At 64.6% G+C, this 16,822-nt stretch carries 13 protein-coding genes; 10 read left to right on the plus strand and 3 right to left on the minus strand.

Translation table 11 applies throughout. From position 1 onward, the window contains the following. The first annotated feature begins 30 nt into the window (after positions 1–30). Positions 31–1,359, plus strand: coding sequence for a hypothetical protein (locus Q0L30_RS11535; protein WP_296655040.1), 1,329 nt, complete (start codon positions 31–33; stop codon positions 1,357–1,359). 140 nt (positions 1,360–1,499) lie between these two features. On the opposite strand, the gene zwf is transcribed toward Q0L30_RS11535, so the two are convergent. After that, positions 1,500–2,975 carry a glucose-6-phosphate dehydrogenase gene (gene zwf, locus Q0L30_RS11540; protein ID WP_296655042.1) on the minus strand — a complete coding sequence of 492 codons (1,476 nt, stop codon included), beginning with the start codon at positions 2,973–2,975 and terminating at the stop codon, positions 1,500–1,502. A gap of 264 nt (positions 2,976–3,239) precedes the next feature. Next, positions 3,240–4,556, minus strand: a complete 1,317-nt coding sequence (locus Q0L30_RS11545; protein WP_296655043.1) for an Nramp family divalent metal transporter — start codon at positions 4,554–4,556, stop codon at positions 3,240–3,242. Between the two features lie 195 nt (positions 4,557–4,751). Between Q0L30_RS11545 and Q0L30_RS11550 the strand changes: the two genes are divergently transcribed. From Q0L30_RS11550 to Q0L30_RS11560, 3 genes are all read left to right on the plus strand, one after another. Next, the gene (locus tag Q0L30_RS11550; protein ID WP_296655044.1) at positions 4,752–5,846 is read left to right on the plus strand and encodes a cytochrome D1 domain-containing protein; all 1,095 of its coding nucleotides are present in this window, start codon (positions 4,752–4,754) and stop codon (positions 5,844–5,846) included. Positions 5,847–5,891: 45 nt separating this feature from the next. Then, entirely contained in the window at positions 5,892–6,896 is a 1,005-nt protein-coding gene (locus tag Q0L30_RS11555; RefSeq protein ID WP_296655046.1) for a sterol desaturase family protein, read from the plus strand. 235 nt (positions 6,897–7,131) lie between these two features. Further along, on the plus strand, positions 7,132–8,250 hold the full coding sequence (locus tag Q0L30_RS11560; protein WP_296655048.1) for a 3-deoxy-7-phosphoheptulonate synthase: 1,119 nt from the start codon (positions 7,132–7,134) through the stop codon (positions 8,248–8,250). 60 nt (positions 8,251–8,310) lie between these two features. Here Q0L30_RS11560 and Q0L30_RS11565 read toward each other — a convergent pair whose 3' ends face one another. Then, positions 8,311–9,858, minus strand: coding sequence for a DHA2 family efflux MFS transporter permease subunit (locus Q0L30_RS11565; RefSeq protein ID WP_296655050.1), 1,548 nt, complete (start codon positions 9,856–9,858; stop codon positions 8,311–8,313). 232 nt (positions 9,859–10,090) lie between these two features. Here Q0L30_RS11565 and Q0L30_RS11570 point away from each other — a divergent pair, with 232 nt between their 5' ends. From Q0L30_RS11570 to Q0L30_RS11595, 6 genes are all read left to right on the plus strand, one after another. Further along, positions 10,091–10,744, plus strand: coding sequence for a dienelactone hydrolase family protein (locus Q0L30_RS11570; protein WP_296655051.1), 654 nt, complete (start codon positions 10,091–10,093; stop codon positions 10,742–10,744). 216 nt (positions 10,745–10,960) lie between these two features. After that, positions 10,961–11,146: a type II toxin-antitoxin system HicA family toxin gene (locus tag Q0L30_RS11575; protein ID WP_296655053.1), complete on the plus strand. Its 186-nt coding sequence runs from the start codon at positions 10,961–10,963 to the stop codon at positions 11,144–11,146. Positions 11,147–11,289: 143 nt separating this feature from the next. Further along, on the plus strand, positions 11,290–11,709 hold the full coding sequence (locus Q0L30_RS11580) for a type II toxin-antitoxin system HicB family antitoxin (protein ID WP_296655055.1): 420 nt from the start codon (positions 11,290–11,292) through the stop codon (positions 11,707–11,709). 374 nt (positions 11,710–12,083) lie between these two features. Continuing rightward, the gene (locus Q0L30_RS11585; protein WP_296655057.1) at positions 12,084–13,130 is read left to right on the plus strand and encodes a rod shape-determining protein; all 1,047 of its coding nucleotides are present in this window, start codon (positions 12,084–12,086) and stop codon (positions 13,128–13,130) included. 209 nt (positions 13,131–13,339) lie between these two features. Then, positions 13,340–14,122 carry an alpha/beta hydrolase gene (locus tag Q0L30_RS11590; protein WP_296655059.1) on the plus strand — a complete coding sequence of 261 codons (783 nt, stop codon included), beginning with the start codon at positions 13,340–13,342 and terminating at the stop codon, positions 14,120–14,122. A gap of 351 nt (positions 14,123–14,473) precedes the next feature. Then, positions 14,474–16,744: an amylo-alpha-1,6-glucosidase gene (locus tag Q0L30_RS11595; protein ID WP_296655061.1), complete on the plus strand. Its 2,271-nt coding sequence runs from the start codon at positions 14,474–14,476 to the stop codon at positions 16,742–16,744. Positions 16,745–16,822: the final 78 nt, after the last annotated feature.

Raw genomic sequence — 16,822 nt, forward strand, 5'->3', positions numbered from 1 at the left:
ACAGCCAGCCCGCATGCCGCGGGCATGCCGATGACCGACGCTCTGCTTCCCGTCATGACCGATACGCCCGCGCAACTTCGCGAGGCGGCGCAACGCGCGCGCACCGCGGGCGACGAACTGGCCGCGCTCGCGCATCTGATTGCGGCAGAGGCGCTCGACGCGCGCGCGTCGGGTACCGGATCGGACGGCGCCGCGCGTGTCTGCATGGTGGCCACGGGCTACTTCATGAAGGGCGATCACGCGCGCGCGCAACGCTGGTACGAACTCGCGCTCGATCTCGATGTGGCCCAGGCCGCGGCCTGGCAGAATCTCGCGGCCATTCACGCGCAGGCGGGACGCGCCGGTGCCGCGCAACGTTGCCGCGACCGCGCCTATGCGCTGCAACGCGTCTATGTGGAAGCGTCGGGCGAGCCGGTGCGCCGGGTGTTGCTGTTGTGCGCGGGGCGCTCGGCGGGCAATGTGCCGTTCGATCTGCTCGTGCCGACGCCGCGCAATGCGCGCATCAAATACGCCCTCGATTACGCGCAGCCGCAAGAAGACGCGAGCCTGCCGCCAGCCGATCTTGCATTCAACGCAATCGGAGACCCGGATATAGCCGAGCCGCTGCATGCGCGCGTGACGCAATTCGCTCACGCGTTCGCACATCCGTTTCTGAATACGCCCGAACGTGTGGCGGCGACGCGGCGCGACCGGCTTCCCGCGTTGCTGCATGGCCTGCAAGACGTGCACACCGCCGCTTGCATCCGCATCGAAGCGGCGGATGAAAATAAACACGACCAGGTCCACGCACGCATCGACGCTGCCGGGCTCGCCTTGCCGCTGCTCGTGCGCCCGGTCGCCACGCACGGCGGCGAAGGCCTGGTGCGCTGCGACACGCGTGCCGAACTCGACGCGGCGCTGGCCGCGCAATCCGGCCCGTTCTACGTCAGCGCGTTTCACGACACGCGTGACGCAGACGGCTCATGCCGCAAGTACCGCATGGCTTTCGTCGACCGCAGGCCGTATCCGTACCATCTCGCGATTTCGCCGTACTGGATGGTGCATTACTTCTCGGCGGGCATGGAGGGCGTGCGCTGGAAGCTCGATGAAGAGGCTCGCTTCCTCGCCGAACCCGCCGCGACGCTTGGCACGCGCGGCGCGGCTGCGATTGCCGCCATCGGACAGCGGCTCGATCTCGACTACGCGGGGGTGGATTTCACGCTGCTGCCTGACGGCAGCGTGTTCGTGTTCGAAGCGAACGCGACGATGCTCGTGCATCGCGAGCGCCATGACGGCGAACTCGCGCACAAGAATCCTTACGTGCAGCGCATTTCGGACGCGTTCGAGGCGATGATGGACGCGCGCGTGCGCGCGGCCTGAAGTGCGTGGATAGTGCGTGGATAGTGCGTGGATAGTGCGCGGATAGTGCGTAGATAGTGCGTAGATAGTGTGGGGATCGCGCGTGGTTCGTGCTTGATCCGCTAGCGATCCGCTAGCGATCCGCGCGCGATCCTGCAGGATCAGACTTCCTCGGGCCAGGACATGCCTTCGCGCGCGAGCAGCGCCGACGAAGCAGCGGGACCGTACGTGCCTGCCGTGTAGGTGCGCGGCCGGTCGCCGAGCTGCTCCCAGCCGTTGAGAATCGGCTCCACCCACGTCCACGCCGCTTCGAGTTCGTCGCGGCGCATGAAGTGCGTGAGGCGGCCGCGGACCACGTCGATCAGCAGGCGCTCATAAGCTTCGGCGCGGCGCTCGGGAATTGCCTGCTGCAGATCGAGGTTCAGGTTCACGGGCAGGATGTTCATGCCGCTGCCCGGTTCCTTCGCGAGCATCTGCAACTGGATCGACTCTTCGGGCTGAAGCTGGATCACGAGGCGGTTGCCGTAATTGCGCGGGCCGCTCGGGAAGATCGAGAACGGCAGATCCGCGAATTCGATGACGATCTCCGACTGGCGCTTTTGCATGCGCTTGCCCGTGCGCAGGAAGAACGGCACGTTGGCCCAGCGCCAGTTATTGATGTGCGCGCGCAGCGCGACGAAGGTCTCCGCGCGGCTGCCGGGCGGCACGTTGTCCTCTTCGAGATAACCAATCACCGGCTGGCCGTCCACGGCGCCCGCCGCGTATTGGCCGCGCACGGTGTCGCGCGCGATATCGGCGACCGACATCGGGCGCAACGAACGCAGCACCTTGAGTTTTTCGTCGCGCACGGCGTCCGGGTCGAGCGAGACGGGCGGTTCCATCGCGACGATGCAGAGCAGTTGCAGCAGATGGTTCTGCACCATGTCGCGCAGCGCGCCGGTGTGGTCGTAAAAACCGGCGCGGCTGCCCACGCCGACGGTCTCCGCCACCGTGATCTGCACGCTGCGGATGTACGGCGCCTGCCACAGCGGTCCGAAAATCGGATTGCCGAAGCGCAGCACCATCAGGTTCTGCACCGTCTCCTTTCCCAGATAGTGGTCGATGCGGTAGATCTGCGATTCCGCGAAATGGCGGCCCACCGATTCGTTGATCTCTTTCGCCGACGCGAGATCGTGACCCAGCGGTTTTTCGAGCACGACGCGCGAACGTTCGTCCACGAGCGACGCCGACGAGAGGTTGTCGCAGATCGTCGTGAAGAGTTCGGGCGAGGTCGAGAGGTAGAACACGCGCAGCGCGTCCGCGCGCGAGGCTTCACGCAGATGCGCATAGTCCGCGGGCGCGTTCACGTCGATGATCACGTACTTGAACAGGCCGAGGAAGCGGTCCCATGCCTCCTGATTGAACGCCTTGGCGTCGACGAACGGGCGCGACTGCTCGTCCATGAACGCGTGGTATTCCTCGATCGTCCAGTTCTTGCGGCCCACCGCGATGATGCGCGTGTCGCGGGGCAGATTGTTGTGCAGATGCGCCATATAGAGCGCGGGCAGCAGCTTGCGCGCGGCCAGGTCGCCCCCGCCTCCGAAGATGATCATGTCGAGGGGCAGGTTGGGCACGGCTTGGACAGGCTGTTTCGTCATGGCGGATTAAATTTGACGCATGGTGGCGCGCAGGTGGCGCACCGGTTTCGAAAAAGCCGCGTCGGACGGGCCACCGGACGGGCGACAGGGAGCGGCGAAAAGAACTAATACTGCATGGTTTCCGGGGATTTTGCACGCGGACGGCATTCATGGAGCGCTGTTGGCACGCCGTTGGCACGCTGTTGGCATATCGCTGGCGCGCTGTTGGCGTATTGCGCGTGCATCGCCATCGCATCGCCATCGCATCGCCGGCGCGCGCCGTCGCTAGCCGAGCCCCGGCACCGTCACGCCAAAGGTATCGAGCAGCAAGACCACGTTGAGCGCGAGCACGGCCATGGCGCCCGCCACGGCGAACCCGGCCGTGAGCGGGCGATTGCGATACGGACCCATCACGTCGGCGCGGCTCGTGAACCAGACGAGCGCGGCCATCGGCACGGGCAGCGCGAGGCTCAGCACGACCTGGCTCGCGACGAGCGCCTCGGTGGCGTTCATGCCGAAGCCCACCACCACGAAGCTCGGCACCATCGTCACGGCGCGGCGCAGCCACACCGGAATCTGGAAGCCGATGAAGCCCTGCATGATCATCTGCCCCGCCATCGTGCCGACGACCGAACTCGAGATGCCCGAGGCGATCAGCGAGACCAGAAAGATGCCCGCCGCGCTGGCGCCGAGGAGCGGCACGAGCGTGCGATAGGCCGACTCGATTTCCGCCACGTCTGGGAAGCCCTGGTGAAACGCGCCCGACGCCGTGATGACCATCGCCATGTTGATGAGCCCGGCGATGGAGAGCGCGATCACGACCTCGATATTGGAGAAACGCAATAGCCGCGTGCGCTCGATCTCGTTGCGCGGCGCGACGCGCGCCTGGGTCAGGCCGGAATGCAGGAAGAGGGCGTGCGGCATGACCGTCGCGCCGATGATGCCGACGGCGATCATCACGGCCGGCGCGTCGGGCAGGCTCGGGGTGAAGGTATGGCGCAGGACGCTCGGCCATTCGATCGGCGCGATGAAGAGTTCGAGCAGATAACAGAACCCGATGATGCCGACGAGCGCGCCGATCACGAGTTCGAGCGGCCTGAAGCCCGTGCGCTCGAAGAGCAGCAGCCCATAGGTCACGACGGCGGTAATGGCCATGCCGGCAATGAGCGGGAGGTGGAAGAGCAGCGAGAACCCGATTGCGCCGCCGAGGAATTCGGCCAGATCGGTCGCCATGGCCGCGATTTCGCTTACGACCCACATCGCCCAGACAACCGGCGCGGGGAAGCGTTCGCGGCACAGTTCGGCGAGATTGCGTCCCGTGACGATGCCGAGCCTGGCCGAGAGCGACTGGAACAGCATCGCCACGATGTTGGCAAGCAGCACCACCCAGAGGAGCGCGTAGCCATAGCGCGCGCCCGCCTGAATATTGGTGGCGAAGTTGCCCGGATCCATGTACGCCACCGACACCACGACGGCCGGACCGGCGAGCGGCAGCATCAGCGCGGCGCCGCTGCGGCGCCCTTCGAGCGCCTCCCGCACGGCGGTAATGGTGCGCTTCGTCAGACCGTCGTGCACGGGTTCGTCGCGGGTGCGATGGTGCATGCACGGCTCCTCGGAAATTTGGGGGGCGGAACGACGGGCGCCATCGCGCGGCAACGCGAATCATGCAAAAAACGCGTCATCGGATTGCGGCCCTCGCACGTTAAGTGGGAAATCCATACACGAGCCGCCGATGGATTCCGCTATCACAGCACAAACCGGTGGTTCGCGCCTGTCTCGATTTGTTTGTCCGACGAAATGCCCGTACTCCCGATCATCGCCGTAAACAAGGCCCGTCTCGCGTTCGCAGTGCTGATGGGCGCGCTCGCTTGCAGCACGCTCGCCCATGCCGGCGACCGGGTCGTTAACATGGCCAACAGCGCGGCCAACAACGCGGCTACCAACGCAGCCACCAACGCAGCCACCAACACGGGCAACCGGGTCATCGTGCTCGATTCCGGCGAGGCGGCGCTCTCGCTCATCGACGAGGCGAGCCGCACGGTCGTCGGCACCGAGCCGACCGGCAAGCAGCCGCACCACCTGATGGTCACGCCCGACGGCCATTCGCTGATCGTCGCGGATTCGGTCTCGAACGACCTGATGTTCCTCGACCCGGTCACGGGCAAGGTGCAGCGCCGCGTGGAGGGCATCGAGGATCCGTATCAGCTCGCCTTTTCGCCCGACCGCAAATGGTTCCTGACGACCGGGCTGCGCCTCGACCGCATGGACATCTACGGCTACAACAACCACGATTTCACGCTCGTGAAGCGCATCGAACTCGGCAAGACGCCGAGCCACATGACGTTCACCTCGGACAGCAAGACCGTATTCGTGACGCTGCAGGACACCGGCGAGATCGCCGCGATCGACCTGGCCACGCAGACGGTGCTCTGGAAACTGCCGGTCGGCGACACGCCCGCGGGCCTGTGGATGACGCCCGGCGACAAGTACCTGCTCGCCGGCATGACCGGCGAGGACGACGTGGCCGTGATCGACTGGCGCAACCGCACGGTCGTGAAACGGATCCAGACCGGGCGCGGCGCGCATAACTTCCGCAATCTCGATGACGGCAGCCATGTGGCCGTGTCGAACCGCGTCGAGAGCACGATCAGCATCCTCGACTACCGGAAGCTCGAGAAGGTCGCCGACATCACGGGTCTCTTGCCCGGCCCCGACGACATGGAGCTTGCCGCGGACAAACGCTATCTGTGGGTGACGTTTCGCTTCGCGAAGCAGGTCGGGATCATCGACCTCGCGACGCGCCAGTTGATCGACACGATCCCCGTGGGCCGCTCGCCGCACGGCATCTATTTCGCCAATCGCGCGCCGGTCTATGCACCGAACCCGGACTGAGCGGACTCATTCCGCACGAATCAAAGGACTCATTCGAGGCACTCGATGATCGACACCCTCGTCTCACAACTCGATAACGCCGTGTCGTGGCTGCAAACGCTCGTCTACGTCGACGTGGTGCAGCCGTTTTTCTACAAATTCGGCTTCATGAGCTACGACGAGGACACCTACGACGCGCTCTACTGGGTGATCGTCGGTGTGCTCGAAGTCGTGATCACGTATATCGTTTTGCGTCCGCTCGAAGCGCTGCGGCCCGCCGAGGCGTGGGCCGACCGCAAGGCGCTGCGCGCGGACGTCTGGTACACGTGGATCGCGAAACTCGGCGTGCTGAATCTCGCGTTCTTCTTCATGCTCCAGCCGGTGTTCAACCACTGGCAGAGCCTGATGGCGATGTACAACGTGCCGAACATCGACGTGGACAGCCTGTGGCCCGGCGTCACCGACAAGCCCTTCGTCTCGTTCCTGATCTACCTCGTCGTGCTCGATTTCGCGGGCTACTGGTATCACCGCTGGCAGCATCGCATCGGCATCTGGTGGGAACTGCACGCGGTCCATCACAGCCAGCAGCAGATGTCGCTCTGGTGCGACGACCGCAATCACTTCCTCGACGACATCATCAACGCGGCGTTTCTCGCAGGCATTTCGCTCTTTATCGGGGTCGAGCCCGCGCAATTCGTCGTGCTCGTGGCCATCGGCAACTTCATGCAGAGCGTGCAGCACGCCAACATGCGTCTGCCGTTCGGCCCGGTGCTCGAGCGCCTGATCGTGAGCCCGGCGTTTCACCGCCGCCATCACGCAGTCGATTTCGGTCACGAAGGTATGCATTACGGCTGCAACTTCGGCGTGCTGTTTCCGTGGTGGGACATGCTGCTTCGCACCGCGTCGTGGAATGCCGAAGTGGAGCCGACCGGCATTCGCGACCAGTTGCCCGCGCCGCACGGCCACGGGCGCGATTACGGCGAAAGCGTGATCGCGCAGCAATGGCGTGCGCTCGTGCGCATTGCGCGGCGTCTGCGCGGCACGCGTTATCGGGAGCAAGCCGCGTCCTGAGGCGCGGCAAGCGCGGGCCGTATGCTTCGCGGCCCGCGCATCCCGCGGGCGGTGCAATGCCGCGTTGAAGTCCGCCTTGCCGTCCGGCTTGTAGTGCACATGGAACCCCGCCCGGAACCCCGCCCGGAACCCCGCCAGGGTGCTCGCCAACGCTGCGCGCCGCCGGATGCGATAATCGCGAATTCATCCGTTCCGGACCGCACGACCCGCGCCACGCGCGAGGCAGGAGAGCATTTTGATCCGCATCGACAACCCGCAGCACGACCACGAAGTCGGCGTCGCCGACGCCACCGTTGACTCCACCCGCATCGACGACGTGCGCATCGGCGCCGTGCGCCCGCTGATCTCGCCCGCGCTCCTGCTCGACGAATTGCCGGTGCCGGAGCGAACGCAGACGCTCGTCGAAACGAGCCGCGCGCAGATCGCCGACGCGGTCAAAGGGCGCGACGACCGCCTCGTCGTCGTGGTGGGACCGTGCTCGATCCACGACCACGGCCAGGCCATCGAGTACGCGAAGCGGCTCAAGGAAAAAGCCGACGCGCTAAAAGACGACCTGCTTATCGTGATGCGCGTGTACTTCGAGAAGCCGCGCACGACGGTCGGGTGGAAGGGCTATATCAACGACCCGCGTCTTGACGGCAGCTTCCGCATCAACGAAGGCCTGCGCGCCGCGCGGCAACTGCTGCTCGACATCAACGCGCTCGGTTTGCCCACGGCGACGGAATTCCTCGATCTGCTGAGCCCGCAATACATTGCCGACCTCGTGGCATGGGGCGCGATCGGCGCGCGCACGACCGAGAGCCAGAGCCACCGGCAACTGGCGTCGGGACTGTCGTGCCCGATCGGCTTCAAGAACGGCACCGATGGCGGCGTGCAGGTGGCCGCCGACGCCATCGTCGCCGCGCGTGCGAGCCACGCCTTCATGGGCATGACGAAGATGGGCATGGCCGCGATCTTCGAAACGCGCGGCAACGACGACTGCCACGTGATCCTGCGCGGCGGCAAGAGCGGCCCGAATTACGACCAGGCTTCGGTGGCGGCCTGCTGCGAAGCGCTCGTCAAGGCGGGCTTGCGCGAGTCGGTCATGATCGACTGCTCGCATGCGAATTCGAACAAGGCGCATCAGCGCCAGATCGAAGTGGCGGGCGATATCGCCGTGCAACTCGCCGACGGCGACAAGCGGATTACCGGCGTCATGATCGAAAGTCACCTCGAAGAAGGGCGCCAGGATCTGAAGCCGGGCGTGCCGCTCAAGTACGGGGTGTCGATTACCGATGCCTGCATCAGCTGGGCGCAGACCGGGCCGGTGCTGGATACGCTCGCGCAGGCGGTGCGTGCGCGCAGAAAGGTGTAAGGCGTGCGCGGGCGGCGGCGTATGCGCTTGCCGTCCGGCTTGTTATGCCTGGTTTAGATGTCAGTGCGCGCCCGCTGCGCCGCCGCCGCCCGAGCCCTTCGTCGACTTCGTGATCCAGATAAGCGGGATGATGGCGACGAAGATAATCGCGGAAATATAGAAGATATCGTTCAGGCCCATCATCGCGGCCTGCGCGTTCAACTGGAAATCGAACAGTGCGCGCGCAGTGGGCTCGCTCACATGCAGGAGCGTCTGCACGTTCTCGATTGAATTGCGGAATACGGGGTTTTCGGCGAAAGCCTGCTCCGTGAGCCGCGCGTGATGCAGGACCGTGCGGTTGTTCCAGGCGTTCGTCGCAATCGAGGTGCCGACCGCGCCGCAGAACACGCGCACGAAATTCGAAAGCCCCGCGGCGGCCGGCACGCGGCCCGGCGGCTGACCCGCGAGAATGATCGCGGTGAGCGGCACGAAAAAGAGCGCCATCGGAATGCCCTGGAGCAGGGTCGGCAGCACGAGGTGGAACGTGTCGACTTCGATCACGTACTGCGAGCGCATGAAAAACACCACCGCGAACATCAGGAACGCCATCGTCGCGATCACGCGTGCGTCCGAGCGCGGCAGGATGTGCCCGACCACGGGCGAGAGAATCAGGGCGAAGATGCCGAGGGGCGCGGTCACGAGGCCCGCGTCCACCGACCGGTAATTCAGGTACTCCTGCATCCATTGCGGCAGCAGCACGAGGTTGCCGAAGAACACCGCGTACGCGACCGAAATCGCAATCGTGCCGCCAAGAAAATTGCGTTGCTTGAAGAGGCGCAGATCGACGATCGGATGTTCCTCGGTCAACTCCCAGACGAGAAAGAACGAGAAGCTGATGAGGGCAGTCACGCCGAGCGCGACGATCACGGGCGAATTGAACCAGTCGAGATCCTTGCCCTTGTCGAGCAGGATCTGCAGCGACGCGACCCACGCGACGAGCAGTCCGAGGCCCACGACGTCGATGGGCGGCTTGCGTGTTTCGGATTCGCGGTGGCGGTAGATGGACCAAGTCACGAAGCTCGCGACCAAGCCCACCGGAATGTTGATGTAGAAGATCCACGACCAGTTGTAGCTGTCCGTGATCCATCCGCCGAGCGCAGGGCCTGCGATCGGGCCGACCGTCGTCGTCATGGCCCAGAAGGCGAGCGCCGTGGCCGATTTTTCCTTCGGCCAGGAACCGAGCAGAATGGCCTGGGAGAGCGGAATCAGCGGTCCGGCGACCGCGCCCTGGATCACGCGCGCGACGAGCAGGAACGGCAGGCTCGGCGCGATGCCGCACAGCCATGAGGCCACGACGAACGACAAGATCGACGCGACGAAGAGCCGGACCTGGCCGAAGCGCTGCGTGAGCCAGCCGGTAAGCGGAATGGAGACGGCATTGGCCGCGGCGAACACGGTGATGACCCACGTGCCTTCGTCGACGGAAACGCCGAGATCGCCCGAGATGGTCGGGATCGCGACGTTGGCGATCGACGTGTCGAGCACGTTCATGAACGTCGCGAGCGCGACCGCGATGGTCGCGAGGATCAGGCGGCCCCCTTCGAGGGGCGGCGGGGCGGGCTTGCTCAAGCGTGTTCTCCGCGGATTCGCTGGTAGCAGTATGTTGCGTGCACGGTGCGGCGCCGGTTTGGGGCAAGCATAACCGCAATCGGATTGCGCCTGCCCATGCCGGCACCAACCCGTTTGCGCTCGGCGTATGCTTGCGGCTGTCATGCGGGCATGATGGGGCGCGATGAGCGGGCGGCGATGGCCGCTGGCGCAGCGCTCATGCGACCGGCAGGCCAACAAGGGAGATTTTCCAATGGGCTGGGAATCGTTCGATGGGGGCTGGCGGCTTGCGCCAGCGGGGGGCGCGGCGCGGGCGGCGGTCGTGCTGCTGCACGGCGTCGGTAGCAACGCGCAGGATTTGATGCCGCTTGCCGAGACCTGGCGCGACGCCTTGCCGGGTGTCGCGTTCGTTTCGCTCGACGGCAGCGAGCCGTTCGATGGCGGGTTCGGCGGGCGTCAGTGGTTCAGCCTGCGCGACATCAACGAGAGTAACCGTGAAGAGCGCGTCGTCGCGGCGGCTGCGGTGCTGCGCAAGCGGCTCGACGCTGAACTGGCCCACTGGGGCCTCGGCTACGACGCGCTCGGGCTGGTTGGATTTTCGCAAGGCTCGATCATGTCGCTTTATCACGTCGCGACGCAGCCCGAGGGCGCTGCCGTGGTGGTCGCCTTTGCGGGGCGGCTCGTGACGCCCGTTGCGGCCAGGAGCCGCACGGCGCTCACGCTCGTGCACGGCGAAGACGACGAGGTGATCCCGGCGCAGGAACTGGAGCGCGCGGCCATCGCGTTCAGCGATGCGGGCTATGCCGTGGCCGCGTACGTCCTGCCGGGCGTGGGCCATACGATTACGCCGCAAGGCGTGCTGCTTGGCCGCGAAGCGCTCGTGCGCGGGCTCGAAGCGTGCAAATAAGGCGCCAGTAAGGGTGCCAGTGAGGGGGCAAAAAAGCAGCGCCTGAAAACAACAAATTTGTTGTGACTTTGGTGATCTCCCTCCGAGTGCCGACGGCCAATGAGCATGAAAACACGCAGCCTGAAATGCAACATACATGTTGTATTTCAGGCTTGACGTGCACAACATGAATGTTGTAGTGTCTCCGGTGACTCGCGACCACAGGAGAAACAACCGGTGAAGTACAGCGAGTTCCGGAAGTGGCTCAAGAAGCAGGGTGCGGAGTTTGAAAAACACCGAAGCGGATCAAGCCACTACCGAGTTACGCTGAATGGCAAATCAACAATTTTCCCAGACCACGGTGCAAAGGAAATAGGTACGGGGTTAGTTGAGGCGATCAAGAAGCAGCTCGGGATTAAATGATGGTATGGCTCCGCTGGGGCTGGCTTGCAAATCGCTGTATATGTTTTTCTTGCCTGGTTTGATGATTAATTGGCTAAATATTGGATTTTTATTTAAATTAGCTGATAATCTGTATATTTGAGTTATATATACTGGAGAAGGTAATGTTGTCGTATCCCATCGTGTTGACGCCGGATTCAAACGGCACGCTGCTTGTCACGTTCCCCGACGTGCCGGAAGCAATCACCGTTGGAGAGAGCGAAGAAGATGCGTACGTACAGGCACTTGATGCACTTGAGGCGGCATTTGAAATTTATTTTTCTGAGAAACGTCAGATTCCGATGCCTTCGAAATCCAGGCGCGGTCAACCTACGGTGACGTTACCAGCCCTGGTGGTATCGAAGGTGTTGCTTGCCAATGAAATGCTAAATCAAAAAGTGCGCAAATCTGATCTGGCTAAACGGCTTAAAGTAAATCAGGTGCAGGTGGATAGACTTTTGAAGCTTAATCATTCTTCAAAAATCGAGATGGTGGAGTCTGCATTTGCCGCATTAGGCAAGCGCCTGGACATTCGAGCTGTGTAAGCCACAAGCCCCACAACAGGCTGGTCAAATAAACGCGGTACCGCGGATCGTGCGTGTCGATGCGGGACGTGGAGGGACCACTGGATCAAATTTCCCGAATTTCCAGAAAGGCGTGGCCGAACCTGTGCTCGGCGCGCTCGTCGGGGGGCGTGAGGTCGGCAAATTAGCGACTTATTTGTTCAAAACGGCGTGGTCGGACTGCACAGTTATTTTTGGCGCAGCTAAAGTTCGCGGCTGCCGTGGCCGTTAAACAGGCCAATGGGCCGAAAAGGCCCGATCCACCCGGGCGTGAGACCAGAAACAGACGCGCATCGGGATTGACGTCCGGGGTGTCCCGACGGCAGGGCGCCTCTTTTCACATAAGAAAGACAGACATGGCCCAAGCCACGCCGCATTCCTCGTTTCTGAAAAGGCTGTCCCGCCACGACGTGGCGGTCGATATCGGCACCGCGAACACGTTGATCTATACGGCAGACCGGGGCGTCGTCCTGAATCAGCCGTCGGTGGTCTGCTTCGAGCGCCGCGCAGGGGCCGGCGAGGCAACGGTCGCCGCCGTCGGGCGCGAGGCGAAGGAATTACTCGGGCGCGCACCGTCGAATCTGGAACCCGTGCGGCCGCTGTGCAACGGCGTAATCGCCGATTTCCCCGCTGCGGGACACATGATGCGCTGCTTCGTGGCGATGGCGCGCACGCACCGCCCGCTTGGCCGCCGCGCGTCGTTCACGGTCTGTGTGCCGGCGTCGGCCAACCAGGTGGAGCGCCGCGCGATCCGCGAAACCGCGCTTGCGGCGGGCGCGGCAAGCGCGAATCTCATCGGCGAATCGCTTGCCTCGGCGATCGGGGCCGGGTTGCCGGTCGCGTCGGCGACCGGATCGATGGTCGTCAGTATCGGCGGCGGCACGACCGAGGTCGGCGTAATCGCGCTTGGCGGCCTGGCCTGCTGCGGCTCGGTGCGCGTGGGCGGCGACGAGTTCGACCGCGCCATCATCAATTACGTGCGGGGGCTGTATGGCGTCTTGCTCGGCGACCAGACGGCCGAGCACGTGAAAAAGACCATCGGCAGCGCGCTGCATGGCCAGCCGGTCGAAACCATGCGCGCCACCGGTCGCAGCCTCGACGACGGCCTGCCGCGCACGATCGAGCTGACGAGCCACGACATCGCGGACGCGCTTGCCGTGCCGCTGCGCCAGGTGATCGGCGTGGTGCGGCAGGTGTTCGAGACCGCGCCGCCCGAACTCGTGACCGACATCGCCGATACCGGCATCCTGCTGACCGGCGGCGGCGCGCTGCTCGGGCAGCTCGACGCGTGCCTTGCGGCCGAGCTAGGCGTGGCAGTGCGCGTGGCCGACGAGCCGCTCACCTGCGCCGTGCGCGGCGCGGGCCTCGCAGCGGCGTGCCTCGACGCGCACGCATTCCAATAAGCGGCATTGATCCGATGAATGGCGCGTCGCACGCGGCGCGCGCCATCGTGGGACAATAGCCCCTTTTTTCGCGGACGGACACACGCGGCGCCATCGTCGTTGCGCTGTGCCGCTCTGCTGCGTTTATTCCGCTTTTATTCCTTCGTGCCGTGAGTCAAGCCGTTTTTCCCGCGCCCCGATCGTTCATCGAATTGTCCGGGGGCGTGCCCATGCCATTCGTCGCGCGCGGCGAGGGGACGTTGCTGTTGTTCGTGCACGGCTCGCTGTGCGACTACCGCTACTGGCAGCCGCAGCTCGCGGGGCTCTCGAAGCAATACCGCTGCGTTTCCGTGAGCCTCTCGCACTATTGGCCCGCTGCCGATGCGGTGCACGATCAGCCTTTTAGCTGGAGCCGGCACGCGGACGAAATCGCGGAATTTATCGAAGCATTCGGCGCCGGACCGGCTCACGTGATCGGGCATTCGCGCGGCGGCAGCGTGTCGTTCGAGTTCGCACGGCGCCATCCGGAACGCGTGCGTACGCTCACGCTGGCGGACCCGGGCGGGCCCGTGCAATTGCCGGGACAGGCGCACGTGCAATTGCCGGAGATCGTCAATACGCTGCGCGCGCGTGCCGTGCAATTGATCGAGTCCGGCGAAGTCGATGCCGGGCTCGAACTGTTCGTGGATTCGGTCAGCCAGCCGGGCTTCTGGGCGCGCAGCACGCGCGCGTTTCGCAAGATGGCAACGGATAACGCGCACACGCTCGGGCCGCAATTCCGCGATCCGCTGCCTGCGTACACGCGCGAAAAAGCCGCTGAAATCGCGTGCCCGGTATTGCTCATCGATGGCGAGCTGAGTCCGCTGGTCTTTCATCGAACAGTGAAGGCACTCGACGAATGGCTCGGGGACGCGCGGCGCGCCACTGTGATGGGTGCGTCGCACGGCATGAATCTCGCGCTTCCCGCGGCGTTTAATGCAATCGTCGACCGGTTTGTGCGCGAGCGCGGTTGAGGTTTTTCTTTGGACCGTTCTTTGCGTAATCGGCGTTTTTTCGCTTTTTAACTGTCGTAGTCCTCAATTAATGCATGTGGTGTTTTTGAACCCGTGCGTCGAGTAGAAGGTTGACGCTCTGTGTCAGCTGTTCGTCGCCAATTCGCCGCACGCCGCGTCAAGCAGCTTTCCACGCAGCTTTCGTGCCGACAAGAGGCCCTCGCGCGCATGCACGTGCGCATGTACGTGCCAAAGCAGAAGCCTCTACAATCAGAAAAAACGAAACGTACGGCAACACCGTTCTACGCCTTCGGAGTAAGCGCTGAAGCGCTCACTCCGATCGACAACCCCGATCGAAACAGGAGCTACGCGATGCAGGATCCCGAGGAACTCGGCGGCGTCACCCGTGCAGGCGGTGTGGATCATCCCGACCACGACACGGACGGCGCATTCATCGCACCCGAAACACCCGACGTCGCAAGCGCGGACCAGCATGTGCTGAAGTCGGGCGATACATTCATCGTCAACGATCCGCTCGGCGATATCACGGGCATCGACGACGGTCTGTTCGTCAACGACACGCGTGTGCTCTCCTCGCTGCGCCTCACCTTTGGCGGGCGCGCGCCGTCGCTGCTCTCCGGCAGCGTCAGCAGCGACAACACCGCGTTCGCGGCACATCTCACCAATCGTCCGCTACCGCCGCTCGGCGGCAAGACCACGCCCGAAGGCGTGATCCACGTGCAGCGCTCGCGCGTGCTCTCGGGCACGATGATGACCGAGGCCATCGAACTCACGAACTACGGCACGACCGATGCCACGGTGCCGCTCTCGATCTCGTTTGCGAGCGACTTTCGCGACATGTTCGAGGTGCGCGGCTTGAAGCGCGAACAGCGCGGCACGCTTGTGCCGCCGCGCGTGGAAGACGGCGAGGTGCGGCTCGAATACATCGGTCGCGACAAGGTCGCGCGGCGCGTGCGCATCGAGTTTTCGCCGCCGCCCAACAAGCTCTTCGCGGACCGCGCGGACTATTCAGTCGAGTTGCCCGCCCAGGCCTGCGTGTCGCGTTACCTGACGGTCACGATCGAGGTCGAGCCGCTGCCGGGCGCCGCGCCCGGCACGCCGAGCGCGGGCATCGTCCAGCCCGAGCATTGTCTTGTCGACGACAAGGAACTGCGCGTGGGACGCGCGGCCGTGCGCGCAGCGCTCGTCGATTCGCATATCGTCATGCGCGAACGCCGCCGCGTGACGGCACGCGTGCGTTCGAGCAATCCGCTTTTCAATGCGTGGATCAACCGCTCGATTGCCGACCTCGGCTTGCTGACCACCGACTTGCCGACCGGTCCCTATCCGTACGCGGGCATTCCGTGGTTCTCCACGCCGTTCGGGCGCGATGCGATCTTCACCTCGCTGCAGACGCTGTGGCTCACACCGGCGCTTGCGCGCGGCGTGCTGCGCTTTCTCGCGGCGCACCAGGCGCGCGAGACCTCGGCGTTTCGCGATTCCGCGCCGGGCAAGATCATGCACGAGATGCGCAAGAGCGAAATGGCGGCGACGGGCGAAGTGCCCTTTGCGCTCTACTACGGCGGCGTGGACTCCACGCCGCTCTTCGTCGTGCTCGCGGGCGCCTATGCGGAGCGCACCGGCGATAGCGCGCTGATCGACGAACTGTGGCCCGCGCTCGAACGCGCGGCAGCGTGGGTGGCGAGTGTGTGCGACCGCAATCCGCACGGGCTGCTCGACTACCGGCGCGAATCGGAGGGCGGGCTGGCGAACCAGGGCTGGAAGGACAGCCACGATTCGGTGTTCCATGCCGATGGACACTTCCCCGATGGCCCGATTGCGCTGGTCGAAGTGCAGGCCTATGCGAGTTCGGCATTCGATACGATGGCGCGCTTCGCCACGCAGCGCGGGCTCGCCGAAGACGCGGCCCGCTACGCAGCGCGGGCGTCGAAAATTCGTCAGTGCGTGGAAGAAAAATACTGGATGGAGGAAGCCGCTTTCTACGGCATTGCGCTCGACGGTCACGGCGAACTCTGCCGCGTGCTGGCGTCGAACGCGGGGCATCTGCTTGCGTTCGGCCTGCCCGAATACGAGCGCGGCCGCAGCGTCGCGGGCGTGCTCGAATCGGCGCTGTTCCATACCGGATGGGGCGTGCGCACGCTGGCGGCGGGGCAGGCGCGCTTCAATCCGATGGCCTACCACAACGGCTCGGTCTGGCCGCACGATAACGCGATCTGCGCGCGCGGGCTCGCACGCTATGGCCGCAAGGAAGCGGCCGTGCGTCTGTTGCAGGCGCTCTTCGAAGCGGCGGTCACGTTCGATATGCGCTTGCCCGAACTCTTCTGCGGTTTCCCGCGCCGTCGCGGCGAGCCGCCGACCGCCTATCCGGTCGCGTGCCTGCCGCAGGCGTGGGCCGCGGGCTCGCCTTTCATGATGCTCGAAGCGTGTCTTGGCGTATCGATCGATGCGGCACGCAACGAAGTGCGCGTCGAGCAGCCGATGCTGCCCGAGGGTATCGACTGGATCGAGATCCGCGATCTGCGTGTGGGCAAGGCCGCCGTCACGCTGACGTTCCGCCGCGTGGACGGCAAAGTGGTCGCATCGGCGGATCGCAGCGACGTGAAGGTCGTCGCGTTGCTGTAGCGCTGGCGCGCGTTGCGGCGAGTGTGAACGATGCCGGGGTTTCACGCGGGTGATGACCCCGGTTGCGCTTATCGAGTC

It is taken from the genome of Paraburkholderia sp., assembly GCF_024281035.1.
Lineage (GTDB): Bacteria > Pseudomonadota > Gammaproteobacteria > Burkholderiales > Burkholderiaceae > Paraburkholderia.